Source organism: Hymenobacter nitidus, from assembly GCF_020447315.1.
Lineage (GTDB): Bacteria > Bacteroidota > Bacteroidia > Cytophagales > Hymenobacteraceae > Hymenobacter > Hymenobacter nitidus.
This window is the reverse complement of the sequence record NZ_JAJADQ010000003.1, coordinates 266,342-288,355: the sequence shown is the minus strand read 5'-3', so window position 1 is coordinate 288,355 and position 22,014 is coordinate 266,342. Positions and strand designations below refer to the sequence as shown.

The window sequence follows — 22,014 nt, the reverse complement described above, 5'->3', positions numbered from 1 at the left end:
CAAGGTACTTGTCGAATTTATTTTTAGTACTGGGTATAACATAGGTCCGGTGGGGTGAAAAAAGTATCCGCGCCGCCAATCCAAAAGGCCGCGTACTACGGTAAATAGCCGGGATGAAACCGTGTTTCCGAGGTCTGAATTGGGTTTTTGTCTGACTGACCCCGCTCAGCTTGCCCCACCCAAATTCGCCCGCGCACTATTAATAAGTATCTTGCGTTGCTGCTGCGGACAAACCCCTTTTTTATTCATTACAACTCTATGCTGCACTTTTTCCGAATTGCTCCCGCACTCGTGGGCGCCGGCTTAAGCCTGGGACTGGCCACGACGGCTGCGGCCCAATCACAGGACCTGACCCCTAAATACAGCAACGACTTTCTCAACATTGGGGTCGGGGGCCGCGCCCTGGGCATGGGCAACGTGCAGGTGAGCTTGGTGGGTGATGCCACGGCCGGCTACTGGAACCCGGCGGGCCTACTGAATCAGAAAGCCAAGTACGATGCGGTGCTGATGCACTCGGAGCTGTTTTCGGGGATTGTCAAGAACGACTACGCGGCCTTTTCCATGCCGCTAGATGAGCAGAGCGCCATCGGAGCCAGCATCATCCGCGTCGGCGTCGACAACATTGCCGACACCCGCGCCCTGGTGAACGAGTACGGCCAGGTTTCCTACGACCGGGTTACGTACTTCTCAGTGGCCGACTACGCGCTGCTGCTCTCCTACGCCCGCAAAATAGGCGCGGTGGAAGGCCTGAAGCTGGCCGGCAACGGTAAGATTATCTACCGCAACGTAGGCAAGTTTGCCAACGCCTGGGGCTTCGGTATTGATGCCGGCGTGCAGTACGACAAGGGCGGCTGGCGCCTGGGCTTAATGGCCCGCGACATTACCACCACGTTTAATGCCTGGTCCATCAACTCCGACGAGTTTAAGGGCACGGCCAACGGCGAAGACCCCATTCCGGCTAACAGTACCGAAATCACGCTGCCCCGCTTTATTCTGGGCGTGGGCCGCACCGTGAAGCTGCCGGCCCAGCTCACGGCCCTGGCTGCCGTCGACCTGGAAATCACCACCGACGGGCAGCGCAACACGCTGGTTTCCAGCAGTGCCGTCAGCATCGACCCCAAGGCGGGCCTGGAGCTGGGCTACCGCGACCTTATTTTCCTGCGCGGCGGCGTCAGCAACATTCAGAAGGTCGACGCCTCCAAATCCTTCGATGGCAAAGGCGGCTGGCGCCCCCAGCCCAGCCTGGGCGTAGGGGTGGCCTTCAGCGGCCTGCGCCTCGATCTGGCCCTCTCGCGGCTGGCCATCGAGAAGGTGGGCGACCAGGGCTCTACCAATTCGGTTATCGTCTCGTTGGGCTACGGCTTCAAGTAAGCCCGATTTTTGCCACCCCGGCCCGGACGCCTGGGCCCCTGGGTATTTCAGAGACTTCCAGATATTGTGAATATGACTAACGTTTACCGATTTCGACATCTGCTGTGCTGGTGCGTCGTTCTGCTAGGAGCGGTGTTGCTGGGCAGCGGCAGCGCCCAAGCCCAATCGGGTCCGTATGGCAACGAGTGGATTGTGACGGGGCAGCCCTACTACAAGATACAAGTGGCCCAGGACGGTATCTACCGCCTGGACTATGCCTACCTGACGCAGGCGGGCCTGAGCGGGGTGAACCCGCAGCGCCTGCAGCTCTGGCGCCGGGGCCAGCAGGTGGCCATCTACGTGGGCGGCACCTCGCCCACGGTCATGGACGCCAGCACGTATGTTGAGTTCTACGGGCAGCGCAACGACGGGGCCCTGGACAAAGGCATGTACAAAAATGCCGCTGACCAGGCCCAGCGCCACTACAGCCTTTACACCGACACGGCCGCCTACTTTCTGACTTACTCCAACTCCGCCCTCGGACGACGCATGGCCGAGCCCGTTGTGAACCCCGTGGGTGGTCAGCAGCCGTACTGGATGCAGCCCCAGCTGGCCGTCCAGACCGAGCGCTACAACGATGTAGCCTTGGAAGATTACGTGTATCAGCCCTGGGCCGAGGCTGGGGAAGGGTTTCTTTCGCGCCACTTCGGCAAGGGCTTCGACAACTTTGGCGGGGTGGTATCGGCCGGTGAGTTCTACGTTGACTCGGTCCGTAGCCGCGCTACTACCGGGCCACTGCCGTTGCTGGAAGTAATGGTAGTGGGTGCCAGCGCGGTGCCCCACACCGTTAACTTGTACGTAATGCCGCAAGGCAGCACCCAATGGCGCGTATTTCGCACCTTCGTGCTGCAAGGCTTCGAGCAGCGTAAAATTGTGGAGCGCCTGCAGCGAACGGATGTCAGGGCAGATGGGCAGGTGAAGGTCCTGTTGGAAGTAGTGACGGCCGCCACGCCCGGTACGGCCAACAACTTTGTCAGCCTGGCTTACCTGAAAGTAACCTTCCCGCAAACACCCCGCTGGCTGGCCAACCGGCGCAGCTTCAGCTTCAGCAACGACTCCACGCTGGGTTCTGCCCCGGCCTACTACACCCTCGACAGCATCCCGGCCACCGTGCGGGGCTTCGATATTACCGACCCCTATAACCTGCAGCGCATTACGGGCGTGGCCGGCGCGGGCCGCAAGCGCACCTACGTATTCCCGAACGCGCTGCCCGGCGCCCGCACGCGCAACCTGCTGCTGGCCGACGTGGCGCTGCCGCTGGTGCCGCTGCCCGCCCAGCGCGTGCAGTTCCGTACCATCACCCCCTCGGCGCACAACTTCCTGATCGTAAGCCACCAGGCTCTGATGAGGCCGGCCGGCGATACGCTCAACCCGGTGCGCGAGTACGCCAAGTACCGCGCCTCGGCTGGCGGGGGGCGCTACGACACGCTGGTCGTCACCACCGATCAACTCTACAACCAGTTTCACTACGGCGAGAAGTCAGCGCTGGCCATCCGGCAGTTTGGCCTCTACATGCTCACCAACACCCGCGAAAAGTACCTGCTGCTTCTGGGCAAGGGCCTGATTACGGGCGAAGTGGGCAATGGCAATTTGTACCACCGCAAAAACCCGCTGGGCTATTCGCCCACGGTGCGGGACCTGGTGCCCACCAGTACCCGGGGCGCGTCCGATGCTTTTTTCACGGCCGACTGGCCCCGCAACGACTACGCGGCCCGCATGGCTACCGGCCGGATTTCGGCCCAGACCCCGCGCGAGGTGCTCGACTACCTCAATAAGCTCAAGGAGCACGAGGACATCATCAGCCGGCCCTATACCCCCGACCTGGCGTGGCGCAAGAACGCCCTGCATTTGGGCGGCGGCGAGGAGCCCTACCAGTTTGAGCTGTTTGCCGAGTACCTGAACGAGTACAAGGTGCAGATCGAAAAGCCGTTTTTCGCCGGTACCGTCGTCAAAACGTATTCGCGGACTACGCTGGGGCTGCCCCAGGAAATCAACATTGCCTCGGAGCTGAACACGGGCCTGGCCATCATCAACTATTTCGGCCACGGCTCCCCGCAGGAGTTGTCTTTGGGCCTGGGCAACGTGCGCACCAACCCGGCCAAGGGCTACAACAACCGGGGCAAGTATCCCATCATGTTTGCCAACGGCTGCGCCGCCGGCAACTCCTTTTCCATCGTCACCTCGCTCTACCCCGAAGACTGGCTGCTGGCGCCCAAAAAGGGCCTGATTGGCTTTATGTCGGAGTCGAGCTTTGGCTTTGAGTCCACGATGCACGTCATTCAGAAGCTGACCAACCAGTTGCTGCTCAACGATGCGGCCTGGTATGGCAAGCCCGTAGCCGATGTGCAGAATGAGGTGGCCCGCCGCCTTCAGAATGGTGCGCTAAACAACCCGGTGGGGCAGTCGGCCCTGATGAATACCGTGTGGCACGCCGACCCGGCCGTACGCCTGTTCTCGCCCGCCAAGCCCGATTTCGCCTTCGGGGCCACGCCTGTTACGGTAGCCCCGATCGGCACCGAGCCGGTCCGGACCTCGTCGCGGCAGTTTAAGCTGGAAGTGCAGGTGCGCAACCCCGGCAAGGTGACCTACGACAGACTGGATATCTCGGTGAAGCGCACCTACGACCCTACCACGCTGCCGTTGCGGGCCGATACGCTCTACACGTTCACCAACCTGCGCCAGGCCCTGCGCGACACCACCTACACGCTGGTACTGCAAAACTCGGGCAACTCGTTTGGCTCAAACCAGTTCACCGTCACGCTTGATTACCAGAACCGGGTCGATGAGCTAAACGAGTCGAACAACCAGACTACGACCAGCTTCGCCTTCCTGCAGGACGGCATCACGCTGCTGAACCCGCCGGAGTTTGCTATTGTGAGCACGGCCAAGCCACGGCTGGTAGGGCAGACCAACGACCCACGGGGCCCGGTGCGCGGCTTTGTGGTGGAGCTGGACACAACCCTGAGCTTTAGCAGCCCGCTGGTGCAGCGCACCCGGGTGCAGGCCCCGCTGCTGGCCGACTGGCGCCCCACGCTGCCCGTGGTAGCGGGCCGCGACAGTGTGGTCTGGTACTGGCGTATGCGCTTCGAGACCCAGCTCACGCCCACGGAGAATACGCAGTGGGTGACCAGCTCCTTCCGCCAGATTGTGGGCAGCGTAGGCGGCTGGTCGCAGAGCCACCACGGGCAGTTCGGGCGCGACGAGCTGCAGCGGGTGCAGGTGGCCGGGCCGGGGGGGCAGTGGCGCTTCAGCGACATTACCAAGCGCCTGACCCTGCAAACCCGCGGCGGCGGCACCGGTGGCATTACCTTCCTCGATTCCTACGGTTTGCAGGTTAATAATGAGCCACTGTCGGTGCTGGAATGCGGCGTGACCTTCCCCAATATTCTGGTGAGCATATTCGACGGCCGCTCGCTAAAATCCCTGCGCACGGTGGCCGGGGCTTACGACTCCTGCGGCACGGCGCCCAATCGGTTCTACCAGTTTGCTTCCTCTGCTACCGACAACATCAACTCGTCAGCCCGGCAGGCCCAGCTGCTAGCTTTGCTGACGAATGTGCCCCGGGGAGCCTACGTGGCCCTGCTTTCGGTGAACAAAGTGAACTTCTCCTCCTTCTCGGCTCCGCTGAAAGCGGCCTTGGCGGCTCTGGGCTCCCAGAAAATTAATCAGCTGCAGGATGGGGACCCGTTCGTGTTCATCGGGCAGAAGGGCCCCGGTGGGCAGCCTGCCCGGGAAGCCACGGCGGACCTGGGCAGTGCGGTGCCGCGGGCCGAGCAGGTCATTTCACTCAGCGGAGCCATGACGACACAGGGCGGCAGCGGCGTAGTGACCAGCACGCGCATCGGCCCGGCCCAGCAGTGGACCACGCTGCACCACACCGTGCGCCCCGGCCTCAGTGGCCGCTACACGCTGCGCCTGCTGGGCATCGCCGCCGACGGGCGCCGTACGGTGCTCGAGGCGAATGTGACGCGCCGCGAATATGCGTTGAGCAACGTCTCGGCCAAGGACTATCCGTATCTGCAGCTGCAGCTCGTGCTCCAGGACACAGTGAACCGCACGGCTCCGCAGGTGGAGCAGCTGCTAGTCACCTATCAGGGCGTGCCCGAGGGCCTGGTGCGTCGCGACTCGGTGGTAGCTAAAACGCCGACGATTTATGATGCCGCCGCTCTGGCCAAGCAGGCCGAAGGTGGCAGCATCACCATCCCGGTTATTTTCCAGAACGTGAGTGGTCTGCCGTTCGGCACGCCGCTGAAGGCGGTGTTTACGCTGCGCAACGCCACGAAGGAAACCACCAAGGAAATTGATGTGCCCGCCCTGGGTGCCAATGGCGCGGTGTCGTTTAATGCCAGCATGCCCCTGGATTTGTATGGTGACATCAGCGGCTCGGTGACCCTCAACATCGATAAGAACCGCAGCCGTCTGCCGGAGCTGTATTACTTTAACAACGAGCTGACGCTGCCCACCTTTACGGTGGAGGACCGCAGCGTGCCGCCGGTGCTGGACGTGGCTTTCGACGGGCAGCACATCCTCAACGGTGACATCGTCTCACCCCGCCCTATCATCAGCGTGCTGCTCACCGATGAGGACAAGCAGCGCCCCATCACCGACCGGAGTGCCTTTGATCTGGTGCTGACTCCGCGCAACGGCACGCCCCAGAAAGTAAACCTGAACGCCTCCAACGTCACGTTCCTGACGGACCCGGCCAAGGGCACGGCCCGCATTGAGTACAAGCCCGGGGAAGACACGCCGTTGCCGGACGGTCAGTACACGCTGGAAGTGCAGGGGCGCGACGCCACGGGCCGGGCTGCGGGCCCGGAGAACTACCGCGTCAGCTTCGAGGTCATCAACGCCAGCAGCATCACGAACTTCTTTCCCTATCCCAACCCCATCACCAGCTCGGCCCAGTTCGTCTTTACGCTCACCGGGGCTGAGCTGCCGCGCAACCTCAAGATTCAGGTCCTGACCCTGACGGGCAAGGTCGTCAAGCAGATTATGATGCAGGAGCTGGGGCCCCTGCGCATTGGCACCAACGTGACCAGCTACCGCTGGGACGGCACGGACGAGTACGGCGACCGGCTGGCCAACGGCACATACCTCTATCGGGTGGTGCTCGACGACGCTAAAGGCCAGTTTGAGCGCCGCACCACCCTGGCCGACCAGGCCTTCAAGAACGGCTGGGGCAAGCTCGTCTTGCTCCGCTAGAATTCAGATTTCAACTCACAATAAAGTAAACGAGGCGTCCATATCCGGCCGCCTCGTTTACTTTGTGGCCGGCCGGTCCACGCAGCTCGCCCGCCAGTTTATTTGTCCTCAGCTCTATGACAATTCCAGTCAGTATGCGGGCGTCCCTCACCGCGGCGTGTTCCTTGCGCGCGGCCCCGGCCACCTACCGCCAGCTGGCGAGCCGGCCGGGCCCCGGTAAGGCTCTATTGCATTTCTAAGCTCCGTCGCACCTATGGCCGCAACCCTGCCTGTTTCCTCGTCCCACACCCTTGGCTACCTCGACGGCCTGCGCGGCCTGGCTGCGGCCATCGTGGTGCTGCACCACTTCGCGGGCTTTTTCTATCCCACGCTGCTTTCGGGTGACGCCTACTTTGCCCACCTTGGCGGGGACGTGGAAGTGGCTCTGGCTGCCAGCCCGGTCAATATTCTGATTGGTGGTAACTTTGCCGTCTGCTTGTTTTTCGTGCTCAGCGGCCTGGTGCTCAGTGAGAAATTCTGGCGCACCGGCCAGCTGGAGGTGCTTCGTTCCCAGGCCTGCCGCCGCTACGTGCGCCTGATGCTGCCCGTTACGTTTGCCGCCCTGGTAGCCCTGGGGCTGTGGGTAGCCGGGGCCTACCAGAACACCGAAGTAGCCGAAACAACCGGGGCCAAGCGCTTCGGCGAGTACTGGGCCGAGCTGCCCGGCCTCAAGCAGATTCTGCACGACCTGGTAGTGGGCATTCCGCTGGGGGGCGAATCGAGCTACAACCCCGTGTTCTGGACGCTAAGCATCGAGCTGTTCGGCTCCTTTATCGTGTTTGCGCTGCTGGCCTTTTTTGGCGCGGTGCGCCACCGGGGCGTGGTGTACGGCGTTGCCATTCTGTTTCTAAGCTTGTCGGAGCTCAACTTCTATTACGCCGGCTTTATTCTGGGCCTCGGGCTCAACGACTGGCGCCACCACGCGCCGCGGAAGCTGCCGGCCGGGCGCTGGGTGGGCATCGGGCTGCTGCTGCTGGCTGTGTTTCTGGGCTCGTATCCTACGGCCGATGTAATCCGGGTGGAGGACACGATGTATAGCTTTCTGCAACCCAACTGGCTGGGCAATGAGCGGGCTATCCAGCTCTGGCACCTGCTGGGTGCGGCCCTGCTGCTGCTGGCCGTATTTGCCCTGCCGGGGCTGCAGCGGTTCCTGAGTACACGCTGGCTGCGCGGCCTAGGTGCGGTTTCCTTTTCGCTCTACCTGCTGCACTTTCTGGTACTGGGCTCGTTTTCCAGCTCCGTATTCCTGTCCTTGCAGCCGCAGCTTGGCTACCACGCCAGCGTAGGTCTCACGGTGCTGGCGTCGCTGCCCGTGCTGGGGCTGGTATCTTATGCCATGTACCGCCTAGTCGATTTGCCCGGTATCCGGCTGGCCCAGTGGCTGTACCACACGTTTTTTCGGCCGGCCCGCGCTGCAGTGCTGCCAGAAGCAGAAGCGGCTACAGCTCCGGCTGTTACCGCCGCCGAAGCGTCACGAAGCTAAAGGCGTAGGCGTGCTTATCGTCGGGCTCGTGTCGCTCCCGGGTTTCCTCGCGCCATTCCAGCGGCGACAAATCCGGAAACACCGCGTCGCCCTCGAAGTCATGATGCACTTCGGTCAGGTAAACCGTGTCGGCCGCCGGCAGCGCCTGGCGGTAGATTTCGCCGCCCCCAATCACGAAGATTTCCTCGTCGGTGGTGCGGGCCGTTTCCAGCGCGTCGGGTATCGAAAAGGCCACTTCGCAGCCCTCGGCCTGCCAGTCGGCCTGGCGGGTGACTATGATGTTGCGCCGCTTGGGCAGGGGCCGGCCAATAGCTTCAAACGTGCGCCGGCCCATAATAATCGGGTGGTTGAGCGTCAGGTTTTTGAAGTGTTTCAGGTCGTCGGGCAAATGCCAGATCAGTTGGTTATCCCGCCCGATAACGCCGTTATCGGCAACGGCAACGACTAAGGCTATCATACGGCGGGGACGTTTAGAACGGTAGTATTGAAGCCACGCAGAAATTCCACGACCGGCATGCGCTTTTTGCCTTCCAGCTGTACATCCAGCAGCTCGAGCTGGCCCTGGCCGGCTTGCAGGCGCAGATAGGTACGGCCGTCGGTGGCCCAGGTGCCGGGCGCCGTCAAATCATTCTGCTGCGGCAACACCTGGGCGCGGAAAATCTTGAGCGTGCGGCCGTCGGGCAGTTGGGTGAAAGCCGTGGGCACCGGCGAGAGGCCCCGCACCAGGTTCACCAGTGCGGTGGCGGGCTGCTGCACGTCGAGGCGGCCGGTTTCCTTCTGAATCTTGGGCGCCACGCGTAGCTCCTGGCCCGTAGCCTGCGGAATACTGGGCGCGGTGCCTTCGGCAATGGCCTGCACGGTGCGCAACGCTAGCTGGGCCCCGGCGGCCTTCAGCTTTTCGTACAGCGCGCCGAAGTCGTCTTCGTCGGCAATGGGCACCACATCCTGAAAAATCAGATTGCCGGTGTCAATTTCGTGCTGCAGGAAAAACGAGGTGACGCCGGTTTCCTTTTCGCCGTGAATCAGGGCCCAGTTGATGGGCGCCGCGCCGCGGTACTGGGGCAGCAAAGAGGCGTGGATATTGATGGAGCCCAGGCGCGGCATGTTCCACACCGCCTCGGGCAGCATCCGGAAGGCCACCACCACCTGCAAATCAGCCGCGTAGCCGCGCAGCTGCGCCTGAAACTCCGGCGACTTCAGATTCGTGGGCTGCAGCACTGGAATGCCGTGGGCCACCGCCGCCTGCTTCACCGCCGACTCGGCCAGCTGCCGGCCGCGCCCCGCGGGCTTGTCGGGTGCCGTAATAACGGCCACCACTTCGCAGCCGGACCAGCTGTGCAGGGTTTCGAGGGTAGGCACGGCAAACTCAGGCGTGCCCATGAAGATGAGGCGGAGGGGAGTCATGAAAGCGGGTTATGATAAATTAAAGCCGATTGTTATCCTGAGCAAAGTGAAGGACCTTATCCTTATCATGGGAGAACAAATCGTTCGTATCCTACAAGGGCCTGCGCAAGCTCAAAATGACAAGGAATTAGACTACTGGAAGTCCGGGTACAGCAGATACTTCTGGCGCATGGCTTTGTACTGGCTTAGCTTCGGCTCCCAGGCCTTGCGGATTTCCTTTTCCGACTTGCCGGCAATGACCATTTCGCGCAGGGAGTTGGTGCCGGTGAGCTGCTCAAAGTACTTGCCGAAAAACTTGTCCTTGGCTGTGCTCTGCTTATAAAAATCAATCAGGTAGCGCAGGGTGAAGCCCCCGGACTCAGCCATGGGCAGCTGGCGCAAATCCAGGCCGTAGCACTTCTGTCCGTTTAGGGGCGGCTGCGGCGAGCCGGTGGTGGGGCGGGGCGTGAAGCTGTGGGGCCGCGTAGTCGGCTGCGTGGGCGCCCCGATTTGCTCAAATGGCGCATCCGTACCGCGGCCTACACTCACATTGGTGCCCTCAAACAGACAGATAGTCGGGTACAGCAGCACAGAGTGGGCGTTGGGCAGGTTGGGTGAAGGCCGCACCGGCAGCTCATAGCGCGTGGCGTGGGTGTAGCCCAGCACCGGCACCACCGTGAGCGGGCACTGCTTGCCGCCGGCCAGCCACTTTTCGCCGTTTATCATTTGGGCCAGCTCACCCACCGTCAGGCCGTGGACCACCGGAATGGGATGCATGCCCACGAACGACTTGTGCGCGGGTTCCAGCACCGGGCCGTCCACGTAGAAGCCGTTGGGGTTGGGCCGGTCCAGCACGATGACGGTTTTGCCCTGCTCGGCGGCGGCTTCCATCACGTAGTGCATCGTGCTGATGAAGGTGTAGAACCGCACGCCCACGTCCTGAATGTCGAAGATGAGCACGTCCACGTCAGCCAGCATTTCAACCGAAGGCTTCTTGCTTTTGCCGTAGAGCGACTTCACCGGCAGGCCGCTGCGCGTGTCGCGCCCGTCCTTGATGGTGGCGCCGTCGGCTTCCTCGCCCCGGAAGCCGTGCTCGGGCGCGAAAATGGCCTTCACCTGAATTCCTTGGGTGAGCAGCGTATCCACCAGGTGGGCGCGGCCCACCAGCGAAGTTTGGTTTACCACCAGGCCCACGCGCTTGCCCTGCAGCTGGGGCAGGTATTTGCCGAACTGGGCGGCCCCCATTTGCAGCCCCGTTTGCGCCGGCCGGCCTACGGCCTGCACGGTCGTTTCGGGTGTGCTGCCGGACTTAGCTAAGCGGGCAGGGGAGGGCGTACATTCGCCCACAAAGAGCGTCAGGCCAAGCAGACCCGAGAAGATAGAAGATGGCATCAGGAAACGAAGCTAGGAAACTGAACGTAGACGCGTAGCTTTACGCCAGTGAACATCTCGCGGTACATATCCAATAAGATTGACGGAGCCGACACCGGGTCTTTTACCTCGTCGGTGACAAAAATAGCCATTATCAGCATTGCGCTGGGCGTGGCCGTCATGATTGTGTCGTTTGCCATCCTGGAAGGATTCCGCAATGAGATTCAAAGCAAGATCTTTTCCTTCGGCGCCCACCTGCAGGTCAGCAAGTACGATACCAACAACTCCCTGGAGGTCGAGCCCATCGGCGGACCCCGCCTGATCAAGGACCTGCACCGGTTTGGGCAGGTGAAGTCCACGCAGTCGTTTGCCCGCAAAACGGCCATCATCAAGACCAAGGAGGAAGTGTTGGGCGTGGTGCTCAAGGGCATCGACGAAAAAGACGGTGTCTCGCCGATGCGCACCAACCTGGTGGCGGGCAAGTTTCTGACCTTCCCCGACTCGGCGGCCAGCAACGATGTGCTGCTCAGCCGTAAAGTGGCCGACAAGCTGCGGCTCAAAGTAGGGGACGAGGCCCTGTTCTACTTTATCCAGAACCCGCCCCGCATCCGCAAGTTCAACGTGCGCGGCATCTACCAGACCGGCCTCGACGAGTTCGACGAGGTGTATATCATCGGCGACATTCGCCAGATCCGGGAGCTGAATGCCTGGCCCGATTCGCTCGTGGGCGGCGTGGAAGTGGTGCTCAAGGACTTCAACAAGCTCGACCCGGTTTCGGACAACATGTACGAAAACCTGCGCTACGACCTGAAGCTGGACAAAATCACGGACCAGTACGCCCAGCTCTTCGACTGGTTGAAGCTGCTGAACCGCAACGTGGTCATCTTCCTGGTGCTCATCATTTTTGTGGCTACCTTCAATATGGTGGCCACCATCTTTATCATGATTCTGGAGCGCACCAACATGATTGGCGTGCTCAAGGCCCTGGGCGCTACCGACAACCAGATTCGCAGCATGTTCTTCTACCGGGGCCTGAGCCTGACGTTGCGCGGCATGGTTTACGGCAATCTGTTTGGGCTGGGCTTTTGCGCCATTCAGTACTTTTTCCACCCCATTCCCCTGGACCCGGAAAATTACTACATGGACCGGGTGCCGATTTACTGGGACTTCACCATGGTCGTGGTCCTGAACGTGGCTACCTTCCTGACCTCCCTGCTGGCCGTGCTGATTCCGACCTACCTGATTTCGCGCATTCGCCCGGTGGCTGCCATCAAGTTCGATTAAGTAAGCCCGCTTACGGTCTGTCATTCTGAGCGACAAGGCCAAGCGTACATAGACAAAGCCCTTTGCCACCAACTTGGTAAAGGGCTTTTTCACGTTGTCGGGGGCAGTGGGATAGAGCCGCAAGGTCCTGCACGGTGCCATGGGGTGACAGGCGGAAGAACACAGAAAAGGATAGCCGATCCTGTTTTGCGCCAGCAGAAAATGACAACGTTGCCGGGAACGTTTGCATAGATAAATGCGCGGATTTGCTGCCAAATCAGGAGAAATACTGCCAGCTTAAGTACGCTTACGCTTTTCGCTCCTGCTTACCCGCCCATTCCCATGCTGCGCAGAACCTTCCTTCAGACCACCGGCACTGCCCTGGCCGGCACGTTGCTCACCGACAATGCTTTGGCTGCCGCCCTGGCCGGTTCGCGCAAGCGCGTCGCCATGGTGGGCACCGGCCACCGCGGCCTGGGTATGTGGGGCACTTCCGTGCTCAAGGAGTTTGGTAACCAGATTGAGTTTGTGGGCCTCTGCGACATTAACCCCGGCCGGGTGGCGACGGGCAAGAAGATGCTGGGCGTGAAGTGCCCCACCTTTACCGACTTCGACCAGATGATGAAGCAGACCAAGCCCGAGCTGCTCATTGTCACCACCGTCGATTCGACCCACGACGAGTTCATTATCAAGGGTATGGAATACGGGGCCGACATCGTGACGGAAAAGCCCATGACCACCGATGAGCAGAAGTGCGAAGCCATTCTGCAGGCCGAAAAGCGGACGGGCAAAACCGTGATGGTAACCTTCAACTACCGCTACTCGCCCCACCGCCAGAAAATCTACGAGCTGTTGCGCAGCGGCATCATCGGCACCGTTACCTCCGCCGACTTCCACTGGTACCTCGACGTGTACCACGGCGCCGACTACTTCCGCCGCTGGCACCGGCGCCGCGAAAACAGCGGCTCCCTGCTGGTGCACAAAGCCTCCCACCATTTTGATCTGCTGAACTGGTGGCTCGACTCCGACCCGGAATCGGTGTACGGCAACGGACAGCTGAATTTCTACGGCAAAAACAACAGCTTCCGCCACACCCACTGCCGCCCGTGCCCGCACAAAGACAAGTGCCAGTTCTACTGGGATGTCACCAAGGACGAGCGCCTGACCAAAATCTACGTCGACAACGAAAAGTACGACGGCTACCACCGCGACGGCTGCGTGTGGCGCGAAGACGTGGACATCTTAGACAAGATGGCCGTGCAAATCAAGTACGCCAACAGCGTGCAGGTCAGCTACTCGCTCACGGCCTACTCGCCCTACGAAGGCTACCGCATTTCTTTTAATGGCACCAAGGGCAAAATCGACGCTTGGATCAAGGAAAAGCAGCCCTGGGAAGCCGAGAAGTTCGACGAAATCCAGGTAACCACCAATTTCGGCAAGCGCGAGATGATCCAGATGTCCAACACGGAGGAAGGCCACGGCGGCGGCGATGTGCGCCTGCGCAAGCAAATCTTCGCGCCCGATGGCAAAGACCCGTTCCGCCAGGCTGCCCGCAGCCGCGACGGGGCCCTGGCCGTACTCGTGGGCATTGCGGCCCGCAAAAGCATCGACAGCGGGCAGCCGGTCAAAATTGCCGACCTGACCTCGCTCAAGCCCCAGGTGCAGCGCGTTTGATGTAGTATAGTAGTAGCCGCATTGAAAACGCAAAAAGCGGGAAGGCGAATCTTCCCGCTTTTTGCGTTTTCAAATAATGCCGGCCTCTAAACCGCCAGCACGCTGGCCTGCAATATCAGATTGGGGTCGGGGCAGAGCCGGGCCCACTGTTCCCGCTCCTCGGGCAGGGCCACGCCGGGGAAGTCACCTTCGCGGCCCAGCAGGTTGGCAATGACCTGGAAGTGAAGGTGGGGCGGCCAGTCGCCGTTTTCGGGGTGCGGCCCTACTTCGGCGAATTTCTCGCCTTTCTCCAGCGTCATGCCCGCGCGCAGCAGCGCCACTTCGGCCCGGCCCAGGTGGCCGTAGAGCGTGTAAAATGTGGTGTCTTCGAGCTGGTGCTGCAGAATAACCGTGGGACCGTAGTCGCCGAAGTTGTCGTTGTCGGCCACGCTGTGCACGGTGGCATCCAGGGGGGCCAGCACCGGCGTGCCGGCCCGCAGCCACACGTCTACGCCCAGGTGCAGGGAGCGGGCGGGCACGGCCGGGTCGCCAAACAAACCGGGACTGCGGCGGTAAATAACGCGGTTTTCGAGGTAGCCGCCCACGCCGATCAGCGCGTTTTGCGCCTCCAGCAGCCGGGCCACCAGCGCCTCAAACGCTTCCGTGTCGCGCAGGTCGGCATCGGCCAGCGTGGGGTTGGCGGCCGTGAAGTCGAGACGGGCAACTTCGGGCGCGTTCAAATCGACGGGCAGCACGGGCCCGAACTCGTGCTGATGCCGCTCAAGTAATGCGGCAAGGTCAAAACCAGACATAGGTAAAATCGTTATTTCAGGAGGGAGGAGGAAAGGCAGGCTGCAAGCTAAACCCTGCGGGCATGCCGACCAAGCCGCCCCATTTACCGTACTTTGCACGCCCGTAGCCCCAGCGCCGCGGTTTACCCTGATTCCACCTCTCCACTCTTCGCAGTTCCTTGCCCCGATGAGCAGTCCGTACCTGATGCTTAACGTCGTGGAAATCACCCACGAAACCCCCGACGCCGCCACCATTCACTTCGAACGGCCCGACCGCCAGCCCGTGGCCTGTGAGCCCGGCCAGTTCCTGACCCTGATTCTGCCCTGCGGTGCCGGCGGCAAAAAAGAGCGGCGGGCGTACTCGCTCAGCAGCACCCCGTCGGAGGCCCCGCGCCTGTCCGTTACGGTGAAGCGCGTTACCGGCGGCTTGGTCAGCAACTACCTGCTCGATACCGTGCGGGTAGGCCAGCAGGTGGAAGTGATGGCGCCGCTGGGCAATTTCACCCTCAAAACCAGCCCGAATGCTTCCCGCTCTATCGTGCTCGTAGGGGCCGGCAGCGGCATCACCCCGCTCATGTCTATCCTAAAAGCAGTGGTGCGCGACGAGCCCCGGAGCCACGTGCTGCTCGTGTATGGCAACCGCAACGAGGAATCCGTGATTTTCCGCCAGCAGCTGCAGCAGCTGGAAAGCCAGGCCGGTGGGCGCCTGCAGGTCGAGCACGTGTTCAGCCAGCCCAGCAGCCCCACCTCGGGCCACCAGCACACCGGCCGTCTGAACCGCACCATGCTACTGCGCATTCTGGAGCAGCGCCACCAGTTTCCGGCCCAGCAGGCCGAGTACTACCTCTGCGGCCCCGAGGGCATGATGACCGAAGCCCGTGCCGCCCTCGATTTGCTGGGGGTGCCGGCCGCCCGCATCCAGCGGGAAAGCTTCCTGGCAGCGGCCGAAACCATTGAAGCCGCTGCCGGCCAGCCCAACGGCCACGGCGACGTTTCCGCTGCCGACACCGATAAAATCTCGGTGCGCACTGTCACGATTCACTACGAAGGCGCCGAGTACGAGCTGGAAGTGAAGCCCAGTCAGACCATTCTGGAAGCCGCTCTCGACCAGGATATCGACCTGCCCTACAGCTGCCAGGCGGGTCTGTGCACGGCCTGCCGCGGCAAGTGTCTCTCGGGAAAAGTACACCTGGATGAGCGCGAAGGCCTCTCCGACTCGGAAATGAAGCAGGGCTACGTGCTTCTGTGCGTAGGCCACCCCGTCACCGACGACGTAGTTATCGAAGTCGACTAAGCGCAAGAAAGCGTGGGTAGCATGCCGAACGTCCTGTTTATCACTTATGCAGGAGCACTTCTGAGCTGACGTTGCCAAGCGCAAACCCATTTGTCCTGCTGAGTTTGCCGATGCATATTGGTCGCAGTAGTAATTAATTTACTGTGACGGGAGAGGCGCTTCGTCAAGCTCAGCAGGACTTTTTTATGTTTGTAGCCGTCCCTAACTTTTCTCCTTGCCAACGGTTAAACCTTTCAGCATTTTCCACCTTCCCAAGGCCAACGACTTTTGCCCGCCATGCGTAGAAACAAGGTTGCGCTTCGGCGGAGAAGGCTCAGGCGTTGCTTTTTTCTTCCCCGTGCACTGGTAAATGCTGTTTAGAGTCTAGCGTCCATTCTTTCGTCCCCCGACGTATCTTGCTATTCATGATGAATACCGCCCCCGAAACTGCCCTGGCTTCGGCCACTGACACGCAGCGTCCGCCGCGTCAGTACCTGCCCGAGTCTTTCTCCGTAACCGACTGGGAATCACTCGAACCCTACTTCATCGAGCTGCGCGACCGGCAGATACAGGCGGCCCAGGAGCTGGAACGCTGGCTGCTGGACCGCTCGGAGCTGGAAAGCGTCTTGAGCGAAGACCTGGCCTGGCGCTATATCCGCATGACCTGCGACACCCAGGATCAGGAGCGGGCCGAGTCGTTTCAGTATTTCGTGAGCGAGATTGAGCCCAATGTGGCCCCCTACGACCACGCCCTGAACGAGAAGATGATGGAGTCGGAGTTTTTGGGCGGCCTCGACCCGCAGCGCTACCGCATTTTTGTGCGCTCGGTGCGGCAGGCCCTGGAAATCTACCGGCCCGAGAATATTCCGCTCAAAACCGAAATCAGCACCAAGCAGCAGCAGTACGCTGCCACCGTGGGTGCCATGACCGTGACGCTCGACGGCGAGGAAATGACCTTGCCCCGCGCCGCCGACCGCCTCAAAAGCCCCGACCGCGCCGTGCGGGAGCAGGCCTACCGGGCTGTGCAGGAGCGTCGTCTGCAGGACTCCAAGCCCCTGGACCAGCTGTTTACCGAGCTGGTGAGCCTGCGCCACCAGATGGCTCGCAACGCGGATTTTCCCAACTTCCGCGACTATATGTTTGCCGCCCTGGGCCGCTTCGACTATACCGCCGAGGATTGCTTTGCCTTCCACCGCGCCATCCGGGAAACCGTGGTGCCCCTGATTGATGACCTCGACCTGGAGCGGCGTCAGGACCTGGCGCTGGCCGAGCTGCGCCCCTGGGACCTCGACGTGGACGTGAGCGGCAAAGCCCCGCTGCGCCCCTTCGAAACCGGCCAGGAGCTGCTGGAAAAGACCATTACTGTGTTTCAGCGCCTCGACCCCTACCTGGGCGACTGCCTGAAAACGATGCGCCAGATGGGCCACCTCGATCTGGAGTCGCGCAAGGGCAAGGCGCCGGGCGGCTACAACTACCCGCTGGATGAAACCGGTGTGCCGTTCATCTTTATGAACGCTACTTCCTCCTTACGCGACGTGATTACGATGCTGCACGAGGGTGGCCACGCGGTGCATTCCTTCCTGACGCGCTCCTTGCCGCTGTCGGCCGACAAGCACCCGCCGTCCGAGGTAGCCGAGCTGGCCTCGATGAGCATGGAGTTGATTTCGATGGACCAGTGGGACTTGTTCTTTCCCGATGAGGACGAGCTGCGCCGGGCCAAGAAAACCCACCTGGAAAGCGTGCTGGAAACTTTCCCCTGGGTGGCTACCATCGACAAGTTTCAGCACTGGGTGTACGAAAACCCCGAGCACAGCGTGGAGCAGCGCCACGCCCAGTGGACCAAAACGTTTGACGAGTTCAACCAGCGCACCGTGAGCTGGAAGGGCCTGGAAAACTACAAGCCCTACCTGTGGCAGAAGCAGCTGCACCTCTACGAAGTGCCCTTCTACTACATCGAGTACGCTATGGCCCAGCTCGGGGCCATTGCCGTGTGGCGCAACTTCCGCCAGAACCCGCAGGAAGGCCTCGAAGCCTACAAGCGGGCCCTGGCCCTGGGCTACACCGCGCCCATCGGCGAAATCTACGCCGCCGCCGGCATCCGCTTCGACTTCAGCACCGAGTACCTGCGCACCCTGGCCGACTTCGTGCGCGAGGAAATGGCCAAGCTGTAGCAGCACTGGTCGTTTGCCATCCTGAACGCAACGCAGTGAAGAATCGGCCTCACCCCAGTGACAAGATTGATTAAAGGTAAAAAGCCCTTTACCGCGCCAGCAGTAAAGGGCTTTTTACCTTTATCAGGTCTTAAAATCAACGAGAGAAGGTCCTTCGCTAGGCTCAGGATGACAGACGGAACGGTGTCTGCACAGCTTACTCCTTCAACTCAAACAGCGGTAAGGGCTGAAGCTGGGTGTATTTGCCGCCAGCTTTGCTTAGAGCATCCTGGTGGAGCTGGATATAATTGTTGAACTGCTTGGCGGCCCGGTCATAGTTCACACGGAAGCCGATGACCTGCCCGTCAGCTGTCTGGATGTCGTTGGTCAGCTGCTGTACGGTGGCGTCGGGCTGGCCGGCGGCGGGCATAGCCAGGTTATACACGGCCTTCAGTACCGAATCCTGGGCCGCGTCGTAGGCGTCGATTTTATCGGAGGCGCTCATCGTTTGCTGGTCGTAGCGGCGGTTTTTGAGCTGGTCGTTGGCGCGGGCCAGGGCTTTGAGCTGGGCTTTATCAGCGCCGGGCTGCTTTTCCAGGGCCCGCAGCACTTGGTCGGTAGACTTGATTTTGGCGTCGTCGCTGGCGGTCATCTTGGTCCAGCGGGCATCCACCGAGTCGCGCAGCACGTCGAGCTGGGCTTTGGCCGCCGCGGGCGAAGTGGGGTCTACAGCCTTGGTGGAGCGGTCAGTTTTGCAGGAGTTCAGGTTGCTCAGCAATACGAGCAACGTCATCGGCAGAAGAAGTTTCATAGCGGCAAAAACGTCAATAATCCCTAAAATATTCCGTCGATGGCGAAGTTGAGCGGAATTTACGGGTGCCTCGCCGCTGCGTTAAGTAGAAAGCCGGTTCTGGGACCTTACGCGTTGTTCAATAAACAGAGAAATCCTCCCTGCAAGTCCGGGAGCATAAGACTGCCCCTCAGTCGGACCAGCCCGAAAAAGAGCGTTTGCCAGGCACGGTGGCCTTTCCCACGCCTGGCAACGCCCCGTTAGCCAGCGGACGGCCGCAGGAAACCGAGCACGGCTTTGAGCACTTGCGCGGGCTTTTCCTCAAACATGTAGTGCCCACTGTCCAGGATGCCAACGACCTCGACATTCTCAGCCATATAAGGCAGGCTCATTTGCAGGTAGCTGTACGACACGTGGCTGCCAATGCCCAGTACCGGCATCGGGAGGCGGCCGTAGGTGTTAGCATCGGCAATGTCCTGCTCCAGGGCCTGGTACCAGGCGTTGGCCGCCCGGATGTTCTCGGGTTGGTTGTACACGGCCGCGTACACCGCCCGGTCGAAGGCCGACATCCGGCTCTCGTCCAGCATCACGTAGCGGAAAAGGTAGTTCAGCAAAAACTCAAACCGCCCGGCCAGCAGCTGCTCGGGTAGCTCCTTTACCTGATTGAAGGCCATCCACCAGACGTAGGGCTGCTGCCCGTCCATCTTGTCAGTAAAAGCACCGGGGGGCGGCAGCAGGGGCATCTGCCGCATTCCTTCGCTGGGGTGAGCCCCGTCGGCCAGAATCAGCTTTTCCGTGGCCTGCGGGTAGTTGAAGCCGAAGCTGCTGGCCACCATGCCGCCGATGTCGTGGCCCAGGAGCGACGCTTTTTCCAGGCCCAGGTGGCCCAGCAGCTCGTAAATATCCCGGGCCATGGTCTTTTTGTCGTAGCCCGTGGCGTGCTTTTCCGAGCTGCCCATGCCCCGGATATCGACAATGATAACGCGGTAGTGGCGGGCCAGCTCCGCGGCAATAGGGTGGTAGGAATACCAGGTCTGGGGCCAACCCGGCAGGCACACCAGGGCCGGGCCGCTGCCGCCCTCCACGTAGTGCAGGCGCACCCCGTTGACGGTGGCGTAGTGGTTGGTAAAGCCGGGCAGGCGCTTGACGAGCTCCTCGTCGGAATAGGCGCCCAGGGAAGTGGATGTAGTCGGTAGCACGGTGTTAAGCGCTTAAAAAGGTGACAGGGTTGGTCCAGGCCAGGTCCGGGTAGCGGCTGTTGTCGAGGGGCTGGTTCTGCACGCTGAACATGCTGAGCAGGTACTGCATCTGCTGCCAGTCGGCGTAGAGCTGCGCTTCGCCGGCGGGGTTGGCCGCCCGACGGTGCTGGATAGCCATAGATAGGTCGGCGCGGGCGCCCAGGCGCACCAGGGCAAACTGCCCCCGCCCGGCCCGTTCGGCCAGGGTCACCAACTCGCGGGGGCTGGGCTGGAAGCTGGCAACGCGCAGGAAGCGGGGCGTAGTTGCGTCCAGGGCGGCGGCGGCCGTGAAGGCGGCCGTGTCGTTCATCGTGGTGAAGTCAATCGGCCAGTCGGCATCTTCCCAGTAGCCCACCTGCTGCTGCTTGAAATCGAGCAGGGGAATGTTGTAGGTCAGTACTTCGGCAAAGGCCCCGTTGAGAATAGAGGTGGCGGCAATGGGCGCCTGGTCGAGGCGGGCCTGAAACTCGCGGCGTAGGTCGAAGTTGCGGTTCAGACCCGGGGCCTGCTGGGTGTAGTCGCTGGCAAAGTCAGAGGGGATAAAGCGGGGCACGCCGGCGGCCACGGCCGCGTTGAGCAGCTGGGTTTGGGCATCTACGATGACCTCGCGCAGGCCCGCCAGCACCGACACCACGCAGCTGGCCCCGGCGCAGGCCCGGGTGAGGGCGGCGTGGTCAGCAAACTCGACGCGCTGCACCTCGACGCCGAGCTGGGTTAGGTGGTCAACCTTGGCGGAGTCGGTTTCGGGCCGCACCAGGGCCCGCACGGTAGCTCCGCGCTGCCGCAAAGCGAGGGTGATACGGCCGCCCAGGTCGCCGGTGGCGCCGGCCACTAGAATAAGAGAGTTCATGCAAGCAGGGAATGAGGGTGAGGCCGCCGCCATCTGACAGCGGCTTTTAACTGCCCCAAAGGTTCTGCGGCGCTGCCCGGCGGCCTGCCTGATTCTTGCGCTTTACTTACACATTCCTGCGCTTCTGGCGCCCGGCCTAGCCTTGCTGAAACGACCGGGGGCTCTGGCCCACGGCCCGCTTGAAGGCGGCCGCGAAATGAGCCGGCGAGGCAAAGCCCAGCGCGTCGCCAATGGCGGCTACCGGCAGCTCGCCAGCCCGCAGCAGGGTGCGGGCCCGCCGGATTTTCCAGTCCAGCACGTACTGGTAGGGCGAGCGGCCGGTGCTGTGCTTAAAGCGGCGGGCGAAGTGAAACACGCTCAGATTAGCCAGGCCGGCCAGTATTTCCAGCGTGACGGGTGCTTCCGCGTGGGCCTCCAGGTAGGCATCCACGCGGGCCAGTACCGCCGCCGGCAGCTGCCCTCCGGCGCCATCGGCCAAGCGGCGCTCGAAGGTGGCGTGGTGCTCGATGAGGTGGTAGCAGAGCGTCGTGACCAGCGACTCGGCGTAGAGCAGCCCTAGCGTATGCGCCCGGCCCGTGGCAGCCAGCAGCTGCTGGCTCACCTGCACCAGCAGCCCGTCCTCGCAGCGGAACCGCTCGCGCAGGGCAAAGTAGCGCAGGTTCAGGTCGCGGCGGGCCCGGGTTTCCAGCGCCTGCGCGTCCAGGTGTACCTGGATGATGTCGACCGGGGCATCCCAGCCAAACGGGCCGTACTCGCCGCCCGGGTACAGGCCTGCGTCCCCGCTCCGAAACTGCTGGGCTTCCACCCGGGACCCGGTGCGGCGGCTGGCAACCACCGGCTGAGCGCCCTGGTGGACCAGCAGCAGGTGGTGCTCATGGCTATGGGCCGGCACGTCCATGGGGTCGAGCTGGTAACGCTCCAGGCGTACTCCGGGCCAGTCCAGCGCGATGCTGCTCGTCAGGGCGGGGCGCTCGTACAGCTCCGAGGTGTAAGTATACGGGGTGAAATCCGGCATAAGTGGCAAGTAACAGCTTACGGCGCACAATAGTTGGGGACGAATCTGCTTTCCGTTTTCAGAGCTGCTCTAAAAGGTAGAGCAAACAAACCGGCGGTTTGGC

The 22,014-nt window shown here is 61.8% G+C and carries 15 protein-coding genes; 7 read left to right on the top strand and 8 right to left on the bottom strand.

Going from position 1 to position 22,014, the window contains the following annotated elements:
- Positions 1 to 258: 258 nt before the first annotated feature.
- The 3 genes from LGH70_RS07220 to LGH70_RS07210 all read left to right on the top strand — a co-directional run bounded on the left by LGH70_RS07220 (position 259) and on the right by LGH70_RS07210 (position 8,134).
- Positions 259 to 1,371: a putative type IX sorting system protein PorV2 gene (locus LGH70_RS07220; protein WP_226184184.1), complete on the top strand. Its 1,113-nt coding sequence runs from the start codon at positions 259 to 261 to the stop codon at positions 1,369 to 1,371.
- A gap of 72 nt (positions 1,372 to 1,443) precedes the next feature.
- Positions 1,444 to 6,612: a putative type IX secretion system sortase PorU2 gene (porU2, locus tag LGH70_RS07215; protein ID WP_226184182.1), complete on the top strand. Its 5,169-nt coding sequence runs from the start codon at positions 1,444 to 1,446 to the stop codon at positions 6,610 to 6,612.
- A gap of 253 nt (positions 6,613 to 6,865) precedes the next feature.
- Positions 6,866 to 8,134 carry an acyltransferase family protein gene (locus LGH70_RS07210; RefSeq protein ID WP_226184180.1) on the top strand — a complete coding sequence of 423 codons (1,269 nt, stop codon included), beginning with the start codon at positions 6,866 to 6,868 and terminating at the stop codon, positions 8,132 to 8,134.
- Here the strand turns inward: LGH70_RS07210 and LGH70_RS07205 are convergent.
- The 3 genes from LGH70_RS07205 to LGH70_RS07195 all read right to left on the bottom strand — a co-directional run bounded on the left by LGH70_RS07205 (position 8,106) and on the right by LGH70_RS07195 (position 10,909).
- Positions 8,106 to 8,591 carry a dihydrofolate reductase gene (locus LGH70_RS07205; protein ID WP_226184178.1) on the bottom strand — a complete coding sequence of 162 codons (486 nt, stop codon included), beginning with the start codon at positions 8,589 to 8,591 and terminating at the stop codon, positions 8,106 to 8,108. The genes LGH70_RS07210 and LGH70_RS07205 overlap by 29 nt on opposite strands.
- A complete protein-coding gene (fmt, locus tag LGH70_RS07200; RefSeq protein WP_226184176.1) occupies positions 8,588 to 9,538 on the bottom strand; it encodes a methionyl-tRNA formyltransferase in 951 nt (316 codons plus the stop codon). The genes LGH70_RS07205 and fmt overlap by 4 nt, the downstream gene beginning before the upstream one ends.
- Before the next feature lie 132 nt (positions 9,539 to 9,670).
- A complete protein-coding gene (locus LGH70_RS07195) occupies positions 9,671 to 10,909 on the bottom strand; it encodes an exo-beta-N-acetylmuramidase NamZ family protein (RefSeq protein WP_226184174.1) in 1,239 nt (412 codons plus the stop codon).
- 48 nt (positions 10,910 to 10,957) lie between these two features.
- Between LGH70_RS07195 and LGH70_RS23790 the strand changes: the two genes are divergently transcribed.
- Together LGH70_RS23790 and LGH70_RS07185 are read left to right on the top strand one after the other, a co-directional pair.
- The gene (locus LGH70_RS23790; RefSeq protein ID WP_226184171.1) at positions 10,958 to 12,172 is read left to right on the top strand and encodes an ABC transporter permease; all 1,215 of its coding nucleotides are present in this window, start codon (positions 10,958 to 10,960) and stop codon (positions 12,170 to 12,172) included.
- A 321-nt stretch (positions 12,173 to 12,493) separates the two neighbouring features.
- Positions 12,494 to 13,825: a Gfo/Idh/MocA family protein gene (locus tag LGH70_RS07185; RefSeq protein ID WP_226184169.1), complete on the top strand. Its 1,332-nt coding sequence runs from the start codon at positions 12,494 to 12,496 to the stop codon at positions 13,823 to 13,825.
- A gap of 86 nt (positions 13,826 to 13,911) precedes the next feature.
- Here the strand turns inward: LGH70_RS07185 and LGH70_RS07180 are convergent, their stop codons facing one another.
- Positions 13,912 to 14,616 (bottom strand): peptidoglycan DD-metalloendopeptidase family protein, encoded by a 705-nt coding sequence (locus tag LGH70_RS07180; protein WP_226184168.1) that lies wholly within the window; start codon positions 14,614 to 14,616, stop codon positions 13,912 to 13,914.
- A 166-nt stretch (positions 14,617 to 14,782) separates the two neighbouring features.
- On the opposite strand from LGH70_RS07180, the gene LGH70_RS07175 reads away from it, so the two are divergent.
- Both LGH70_RS07175 and LGH70_RS07170 read left to right on the top strand, forming a co-directional pair.
- Positions 14,783 to 15,889, top strand: coding sequence for a ferredoxin--NADP reductase (locus LGH70_RS07175; RefSeq protein ID WP_226184167.1), 1,107 nt, complete (start codon positions 14,783 to 14,785; stop codon positions 15,887 to 15,889).
- A gap of 404 nt (positions 15,890 to 16,293) precedes the next feature.
- Entirely contained in the window at positions 16,294 to 18,039 is a 1,746-nt protein-coding gene (locus LGH70_RS07170; RefSeq protein ID WP_226184165.1) for a M3 family oligoendopeptidase, read from the top strand.
- Positions 18,040 to 18,235: 196 nt separating this feature from the next.
- Here LGH70_RS07170 and LGH70_RS07165 read toward each other — a convergent pair whose 3' ends face one another.
- From LGH70_RS07165 to LGH70_RS07150, 4 genes are all read right to left on the bottom strand, one after another.
- On the bottom strand, positions 18,236 to 18,829 hold the full coding sequence (locus tag LGH70_RS07165; protein WP_226184163.1) for a hypothetical protein: 594 nt from the start codon (positions 18,827 to 18,829) through the stop codon (positions 18,236 to 18,238).
- A gap of 239 nt (positions 18,830 to 19,068) precedes the next feature.
- Complete coding sequence (locus tag LGH70_RS07160; RefSeq protein ID WP_226184161.1) at positions 19,069 to 20,007, bottom strand: alpha/beta fold hydrolase; 939 nt, start codon at positions 20,005 to 20,007, stop codon at positions 19,069 to 19,071.
- 4 nt (positions 20,008 to 20,011) lie between these two features.
- The gene (locus tag LGH70_RS07155; protein ID WP_226184160.1) at positions 20,012 to 20,896 is read right to left on the bottom strand and encodes an NmrA family NAD(P)-binding protein; all 885 of its coding nucleotides are present in this window, start codon (positions 20,894 to 20,896) and stop codon (positions 20,012 to 20,014) included.
- Positions 20,897 to 21,032: 136 nt separating this feature from the next.
- The gene (locus LGH70_RS07150; RefSeq protein ID WP_226184158.1) at positions 21,033 to 21,911 is read right to left on the bottom strand and encodes a helix-turn-helix transcriptional regulator; all 879 of its coding nucleotides are present in this window, start codon (positions 21,909 to 21,911) and stop codon (positions 21,033 to 21,035) included.
- Between the last annotated feature and the right edge of the window lie 103 nt (positions 21,912 to 22,014).

Coding starts and splice junctions, on each gene's coding strand:
- LGH70_RS07220 (WP_226184184.1), top strand. CDS start 259: ATGCTGCACTTTTTCCGAATTGCTCCCGCACTCGTGGGCGCCGGCTTA.
- porU2 (WP_226184182.1), top strand. CDS start 1,444: ATGACTAACGTTTACCGATTTCGACATCTGCTGTGCTGGTGCGTCGTT.
- LGH70_RS07210 (WP_226184180.1), top strand. CDS start 6,866: ATGGCCGCAACCCTGCCTGTTTCCTCGTCCCACACCCTTGGCTACCTC.
- LGH70_RS07205 (WP_226184178.1), bottom strand. CDS start 8,591: ATGATAGCCTTAGTCGTTGCCGTTGCCGATAACGGCGTTATCGGGCGG.
- fmt (WP_226184176.1), bottom strand. CDS start 9,538: ATGACTCCCCTCCGCCTCATCTTCATGGGCACGCCTGAGTTTGCCGTG.
- LGH70_RS07195 (WP_226184174.1), bottom strand. CDS start 10,909: ATGCCATCTTCTATCTTCTCGGGTCTGCTTGGCCTGACGCTCTTTGTG.
- LGH70_RS07185 (WP_226184169.1), top strand. CDS start 12,494: ATGCTGCGCAGAACCTTCCTTCAGACCACCGGCACTGCCCTGGCCGGC.
- LGH70_RS07180 (WP_226184168.1), bottom strand. CDS start 14,616: ATGTCTGGTTTTGACCTTGCCGCATTACTTGAGCGGCATCAGCACGAG.
- LGH70_RS07175 (WP_226184167.1), top strand. CDS start 14,783: ATGAGCAGTCCGTACCTGATGCTTAACGTCGTGGAAATCACCCACGAA.
- LGH70_RS07170 (WP_226184165.1), top strand. CDS start 16,294: ATGATGAATACCGCCCCCGAAACTGCCCTGGCTTCGGCCACTGACACG.
- LGH70_RS07165 (WP_226184163.1), bottom strand. CDS start 18,829: ATGAAACTTCTTCTGCCGATGACGTTGCTCGTATTGCTGAGCAACCTG.
- LGH70_RS07155 (WP_226184160.1), bottom strand. CDS start 20,896: ATGAACTCTCTTATTCTAGTGGCCGGCGCCACCGGCGACCTGGGCGGC.
- LGH70_RS07150 (WP_226184158.1), bottom strand. CDS start 21,911: ATGCCGGATTTCACCCCGTATACTTACACCTCGGAGCTGTACGAGCGC.